The following is a 5,879-nucleotide window of genomic DNA, read 5'->3' on the forward strand; positions in this document are numbered from 1 at the left end:
GAAAATCAAATAATCACTATAAAGATCAAGCATATCCATTTAATTCCCTCCCTAAAATTAAGGGCGGAATTCTAATGCTTTTTAGTCAAACTACAAGTTTATGTGCGTAACATGAGTCATTTATAAATCGCAGCTTGCCATGGAGAATATTAAGGACAGGGGGTAGAATAATGGCTCGATTGGGTATTTTTACGTATTTAAAATTTAGCCTTTAGGGAGTAAAGTATTTTTTTACATTTCTATTCTGCCAATGAAACAAAGTGATGCAATAATAAATATGATCCTTTTGTCAGAAGGGCTAAAGGATTTTTGCCAACCTTTAAAAGATTTAGGCATTCATCTATTCAATGTGATGATTAACTATGATGATAACCGCCAGGTCTATTTATGTAATAATCCCCAGTGGGTGCATGATTACTATCACCATGAACTGCACCAAAGCAGTTTCTATGATAATAGGCCGGCTCTATTTAACAAGAATGAATACAACTTATGGGAAGATCAATCGCAGCAACCTATCATGCAATACGGCCTAAATGTCTATGATAACCGCTATGGTGTAACCATCATCCATCGCCACACCGATTTTAGCGCCTTTTACTTTTTTGCCGGCTCCTCTGCACATCATTATTTACCGCAATTTTTTATTAATAATTTTACCTTTTTGGAAGGATTTATTCATACTTTTATCAATAAAAATAAGGAGTTAATTGACAAGGCTCATAAACTCGGACTGCAGCGGCACAGCAAACCTGCAAACTCACCTTGGGGTGAAGATGCGGTTAATTTGCTTTTAAACGAGCAAGAAATTTTAAGCAGTAAATGCGAGCTTATACAACAAGAGTTAACTTTTAACACCAGGCCGTCACTCTTGGATAGCTTAAGTCCGCGGCAAAAACAAGTGTTGTATGGGCTAACTAAAGGTGAATCAGCCCAAAAAATCGCCGAAAAACTTAATATTTCTCGACGTACGGTGGAGCGCCATTTAAGTCTATTAAAGTGTAAATTCCCCAATCATTCCTATATTGAACTTATTCTTGAATTGCTAAATGCTGAACCAACAGAGTTACTTTTAAACAAGCTTTAGCGTTATTCACCACCATCACTCAAAAAAATCCCTCAATTAAGGAAAAATTGTAGAAAAACTGGAATTTTTAAGGTTTTACTATTAATACTTAATAAAAGGAATTCCTATTAAATAGAATAAGTTATAAGACAAGGAGCATGGAGATGGATTACTCTGCCACCCTGCATGAGCTTTTTGAATCGGAAGTGAGGAAGAGCCCGAAAAAGAGCGCTCTAATTTTTAACAAAAAAATTCTGAGTTATGAGCAATTAAACGAAAAAGCCAATCAACTCGCCCATCATTTACGACTTCAAGGAATAAAACCCGATATGCCTGTTGTCGTTTGTATGGAGCGTTCATTCGAATTTTTTATCGCCATATTAGGAATTCTTAAAGCAGGTGGTGCCTATATCCCCTTAGACCCCAATCATCCCGAGGAGCGCTTGCTCTTTATTTTAAAGGAAAGTACCGCCACTATAGTATTAACCACAGAGAGCTTCCAAAAAAAATTCACTTCCTATCTAGGAACAGTGTTGCTTCTTAATAATGAACTGCTGAGCCAACAGGCGAAAGAAAATCCACATCCTACCGCAACTGAAGATAATTTAGCTTATGTAATCTATACCTCTGGTTCAACAGGAACCCCAAAGGGCGTTTTAATTGAGCATAAGGGAGTTGTCAATTATGCCGCTTGGTTTGCGCAAGAATGTGTCAAGGGTGATAAAGAAAAAATTGACTGCTCCTCTAATATTAGTTTTGATTTTGCTTTAACCTTAACTATTGTGCCTTTAGCATTGGGTTTAACGGTGGTAATTTGTGACGATGCCGTCAAAAAAGATCCTCGCCGTTATATTGATTATTTACAAAGTAATGGGATTAGTTTAATCAAAATTACGCCCAGTTATTTCCGGGTTTTATTTTATGAATTACAAAATAAAAAAACCTCTTTTCCACACTTAAAAAAAATAATGTTGGCGGGGGAAAACCTGGCAACCATTGACTGCCAACATTGGCTAGAACGTTACCCCAGTCATCGCTTATATAATGAATATGGCCCCACCGAAACCAGCGTGGCCGTTACTTTATTTGTAGTGGATAAAGATAATGTTCACCATTTAGGAGATACTGTGCCTATAGGCTATCTTCTTCCGAATGCCTCCTATTTCATCATAAAAGACAATGGCGAGCTAGCCGCAAAAGGAGAAGATGGGGAATTACATCTAGGCGGGGTTTGTTTAGCCCGTGGCTATCTTAATAATCCTCAACTCACCGATCGTTATTTTATAAACAATCCCTTTAAAGCGAACAAGATCGAGAAGCTGTATAAAACGGGGGATTTATGTCGCTTATTAACTAGTGGTGCTATTGAATGTATTGGACGCATTGATCATCAACTAAAAATTCGTGGTTTTCGGGTGGAACTGGAAGAAATCGAGCATTGCCTCGCAAGCCATCCCGCTATTAAATCAGCGGTAGTCATTGCCTCCGATAAAGGCTCTAAAGAAAAAAGGCTCATCGCCTACTACCTATTAAAGGAATCAGAATATCACCTAGAAACAACTGAGCTACGTGAATATCTTCAGCGCTTTTTACCCGATTACATGATTCCAGTACTTTTTGTTAAAATGGCCAGCTTTCCTCTTAATGCCAATGAAAAATTAGACCGGGCCGCCCTACCCGTACCCCAAGGGCCTAATAATAGCGACTCTAAAGCACCAAAGAAACTTTTAGAAAGAAAGCTTGCAGCCCTTTGGTCTGAAGAATTAGGGGTTCAATATATTGGGATCCATGATAATTTCTTTGAGCTGGGCGGGCATTCTTTATCAGCCGCTCGGGTTATTTCTAAAATTAACCATCAATTTAAAAAAGAAATTAATTTACAAAATTTCTATCAAACCCCCACTATCGCGGCTCTAAGCCTAATCATAAAAAAAGCGAAGCGGGTGGAGCATGAATCTATTGATACTCATAGCGTAGATACAAAGACCACTCTGCCCTTGAGTGATTTCCAGTTAATGCTGTGGCTTGCAGATACCTTTGAGCCTAAAGCTAAAAAATTAAATATCTTCACTCGCAAGAGGATTCAGGGCCGACTTGACGTCGCTAATTTAAACAAAGCCTTTGCCGCACTCATTCAAAAACATAAAATTTTATCTTATCGAATCTCGAAATTTCATCCCAGCCATTATTTACAGCGCCATCAGGGTTATAGAATAGTGGAGCGCAATTTAGCCTTACTCCCGGAAAATGAAAGTGAGTTGATTATTGAAGACTCCTTCCAACAGCTTAAAAATTATTATCCTTGGCCTAAAAATAAACCGCAAATTATTACGCGCTTATTTTATTTACAAAATGGGAATACGGAACTCCAAATCACCATGCCCCATCTCATCGCCGATGATCTATGCCCGGATATTTTATTAAAGGATTTATCTGATTTTTATCAACAATCTGCTCAGCAAGCTTTAGCTGAGGAAAACATTTATAAAGAATATATTGCCCATGAGCAGCATTATTTTAAAAAACATTTAAATGAAGACCTGGCTTTTTGGGAGCACTACCTAAAAGATACCCGACTTTATCCCTTTGCAAGCCAACATATCGTTACTGATATGCGTAAACAGGGCTTAGCGTACTCAAGTTTTACCGTCCTATCAGAAGACTTACTGAGCAAATTTAAAAATTATTGCGCTCATCATCATATCAGCATACTCGATGGTTTATGCGCCGTACTCATGCTTGCTTTATTAAATTGTACGGAGGAGGAGCATCATTTTCCCGTATGTATTAACCGGGTAAAATCGACCCGTGATCATGAAGATTACGATCAAGCGATTGGGTGTTTTTTACGATTAGAGCCGATCAAATTACAAGTGAAGCAAGGGGCTAGCCTCAATTCCTTAGCCCAAGAAATCCATGAAGAAGTGATGCATACTACACCCTATCAGAAATGTTCGAATTTAGTAAAGCTTGCAAGTATATCTACCTTTCGGCAGCAAAAAAACCTGATTAAAGAATATTCCATTAAACTAGGGGTGTGGCTTTATACAACTATAACGCGTTTAAAACTTAACCGTACTATTCTTAACATGACCGGGCGTTTAAATGCGGCTAAGGGCCAAGATTTCCTTATTAATATTAATGTACAAAATAATTTTATAACCCCGCTTACCAAACATGAAAATGAGGCGATATTTGGTTTACAAGTTGCGCCTATTCAAGATAAGCCCAGTGATTTATTACAGATTGATAATTTACTAGATGTTTGCTTCATGCGTATAGATAAAACCGCTTATTTAGTGTTATCTGCTAATCTAACTCCTGCTTTTAAAACCCAATTAGCAGACAAGATGATTAAAATCATTAAAGAAATTTGAGTTTAAGGACCCGAGGGAGGAGTCAATAGGTGCTCATTCTCGATACTTGGACTAGAGGCTGCTAAAGTTTCTTTGATGGTTTGCAGTAAATCCTGGAATCCATCCGATTGATGATGGTTGGCCATTTCACTCATTAACTCTAATAGAGTCTTAGCGGAAATAATTTCTTGTTTATCAATGCGCCTCATTAGATCCACTAATTCACGCTTATAGGTTTTCTCCTGATGCATAAAAAAATTCAATCCGTCGATGGGAATGGCTTTTATATGTTCATAAAGCACCTTCCGTGCTTGTAATAAGGGAGGCTCAGATTGAAGCTGTGCTGGTTCTACTAAATCAATGGAACTTGAACTATTGTCTAAAACTTGAGGAAAGCTTGGGTTTCCTGTTTTAGAACTAATTGCTTGCTCTTCTATTGAGTTTTTTTGACGTGCTATTTCCGGATCTAAAAATCTCTTATCTGCCATTATTCAGAAACCATCTCAGGGCACTCTAAGTAATAAGTTTAGCCCACTCTGCCCGGTTATCAAGCACAACAAACCGAATTAGAGCAAAATAAATGCCTTAGGCTCTCGCTCTTTCCTGTTAGTAGGCAGGGTAATTTTTCAATTACTTTCGCTTGGATCCATAAGAAGAGAGGCGTTATTGGTGTTATCGGTGGCTAAGGTGGCATTAGTAAGCTCTTGATGGACAAGATCTATTTTATTACGCAATTGCTTGATATTTTGAGTGATTTGATCGTCATTATTCAGATTAAGCCCCGCGACTTTATCCAATTTTTGATTTAATTTTTTCAAAATATCGCTGGCTTGGCTGCAGTTAAAATTAGCGGATGGCGTATCTTTGCTTTCAACCGCACAATTAGCGGCAAATATTTCTGCTCGATCAATTTGAAAATTAATTTTATTCAATTTTAAAACCAAATTCGGTGCAGCATAAGCTGTAGAAAAACCGAGCAATAACGTACTTAAAATACTGGTAGATAAATAGCTTTTCATTTGCAATCTATTCCTTTAATAACGTTAATGTATAATTATAGAACAACAATAAGGAATAGGGAGAATTTAGGCCATTTATTGAACAAATTTTTATTTAAGTTTGCCGCACCAGAAAGATTAGTAAGGTCACAAAACCAATTAAACCAAGCGCTAGAACGCCCATAGTTAGGAAACTTTTATTCATATTGTCGCGCGTAAAATAATCGGGCCGCCCTTTAATGGTTTGATATAAAAGAAAGAGAATCAGCCCTGCCGCGATTATACCCATTATTTGGTAAAAGGTTTGCATGTTTATCCTTACAAAGTGGTCAACTATTTGGCATGGTTCAAATAACCCCTGTTTTAGTGAGCACTGAGCGTGCGTAATCCTGCCCTGATGTGTTATGATTTGGGCATGAATTAATGATTCAATTGCTCTTTAAAAAGATCTAGAGAACT

General features: G+C 37.6%; 5 protein-coding genes. 2 read left to right on the forward strand and 3 right to left on the reverse strand.

From position 1 onward, the window contains the following. Window positions 1-277: 277 nt before the first annotated feature. Complete coding sequence (locus ELY15_RS12885; RefSeq protein WP_233586743.1) at window positions 278-1,087, forward strand: LuxR C-terminal-related transcriptional regulator; 810 nt, start codon at window positions 278-280, stop codon at window positions 1,085-1,087. 143 nt (window positions 1,088-1,230) lie between these two features. Then, window positions 1,231-4,443, forward strand: a complete 3,213-nt coding sequence (locus ELY15_RS12890) for an amino acid adenylation domain-containing protein (protein WP_158617488.1) — start codon at window positions 1,231-1,233, stop codon at window positions 4,441-4,443. Window positions 4,444-4,445: 2 nt separating this feature from the next. Here ELY15_RS12890 and ELY15_RS12895 read toward each other — a convergent pair whose 3' ends face one another. The 3 genes from ELY15_RS12895 to ELY15_RS12905 form a co-directional block, all read right to left on the reverse strand. Beyond that, a complete protein-coding gene (locus ELY15_RS12895) occupies window positions 4,446-4,910 on the reverse strand; it encodes a hypothetical protein (RefSeq protein ID WP_127100686.1) in 465 nt (154 codons plus the stop codon). A 138-nt stretch (window positions 4,911-5,048) separates the two neighbouring features. Next, window positions 5,049-5,441: a hypothetical protein gene (locus ELY15_RS12900; RefSeq protein WP_127100688.1), complete on the reverse strand. Its 393-nt coding sequence runs from the start codon at window positions 5,439-5,441 to the stop codon at window positions 5,049-5,051. A 94-nt stretch (window positions 5,442-5,535) separates the two neighbouring features. Then, window positions 5,536-5,730, reverse strand: coding sequence for a hypothetical protein (locus ELY15_RS12905; RefSeq protein WP_127100690.1), 195 nt, complete (start codon window positions 5,728-5,730; stop codon window positions 5,536-5,538). Window positions 5,731-5,879: the final 149 nt, after the last annotated feature.

The organism is Legionella sp. km772 (assembly GCF_003989735.1).
Lineage (GTDB): Bacteria > Pseudomonadota > Gammaproteobacteria > Legionellales > Legionellaceae > Legionella.

Excerpts from the sequence above, each read along its gene's own strand:
- ELY15_RS12885 (WP_233586743.1), top strand. The coding sequence starts at position 278 with ATGATCCTTTTGTCAGAAGGGCTAAAGGATTTTTGCCAACCTTTAAAA.
- ELY15_RS12905 (WP_127100690.1), bottom strand. The coding sequence starts at position 5,730 with ATGCAAACCTTTTACCAAATAATGGGTATAATCGCGGCAGGGCTGATT.
- ELY15_RS12890 (WP_158617488.1), top strand. The coding sequence starts at position 1,231 with ATGGATTACTCTGCCACCCTGCATGAGCTTTTTGAATCGGAAGTGAGG.
- ELY15_RS12900 (WP_127100688.1), bottom strand. The coding sequence starts at position 5,441 with ATGAAAAGCTATTTATCTACCAGTATTTTAAGTACGTTATTGCTCGGT.
- ELY15_RS12895 (WP_127100686.1), bottom strand. The coding sequence starts at position 4,910 with ATGGCAGATAAGAGATTTTTAGATCCGGAAATAGCACGTCAAAAAAAC.